Raw genomic sequence first — 522 nt, forward strand, 5'->3', positions numbered from 1 at the left:
TCAGATGAGGCGCCCGCTGACGTCGCCGATGGCGACGCTTCTGCAACGCCGTCTGATAATGTCGCACCTTCGGCCAACAAGCGTACCCGCGGCGGACGCGTCGCCTTGCCGCCTGAGCTGCCTCGTGTCGAGGTGGTGCATACGCTGGACGCTACCGAGCGTTGTTGTGCCGAAGACGGCGCCGAGCTTAAGGTCATCGGTGAAGAGGTCAGTGAAGAACTTCATGTTGTGCCCGCACGGGTAGAAGTGATCCGTCATGTGAGGCGTAAATACGCCTGCCCAACCTGTGAAGGAAACGTCAAGACCGTCCCGGCACCGGCCAAGCTGCTGCCCAAGAGCAATGCCAGTGCCACCTTACTGGCCTATGTCGCTACCGCGAAGTACCAGGATGCCTTGCCGCTTTACCGGCAGAGCCAGATATTTACCCGCCACGGTGCCCATCTGCCTCGGAATACACTGGCACGCTGGATGGTGCAGACCGGTGAGCGCCTCTTGCCGCTGATCGAGACGCTGCGTAAGCAG

The 522-nt window shown here is 61.1% G+C and carries 1 protein-coding gene; it reads left to right on the forward strand.

All coding sequences use genetic code 11. The features are described from left to right. A partial coding sequence (locus tag ACT3XD_RS19705) for a transposase (protein WP_444280712.1) occupies positions 1–522 on the forward strand: 522 nt, incomplete at both ends.

The sequence above is a fragment of the Halomonas sp. AOP7-B1-5 genome, from assembly GCF_052353045.1.
Classification (GTDB): Bacteria; Pseudomonadota; Gammaproteobacteria; order Pseudomonadales; family Halomonadaceae; genus Vreelandella; species Vreelandella colorata.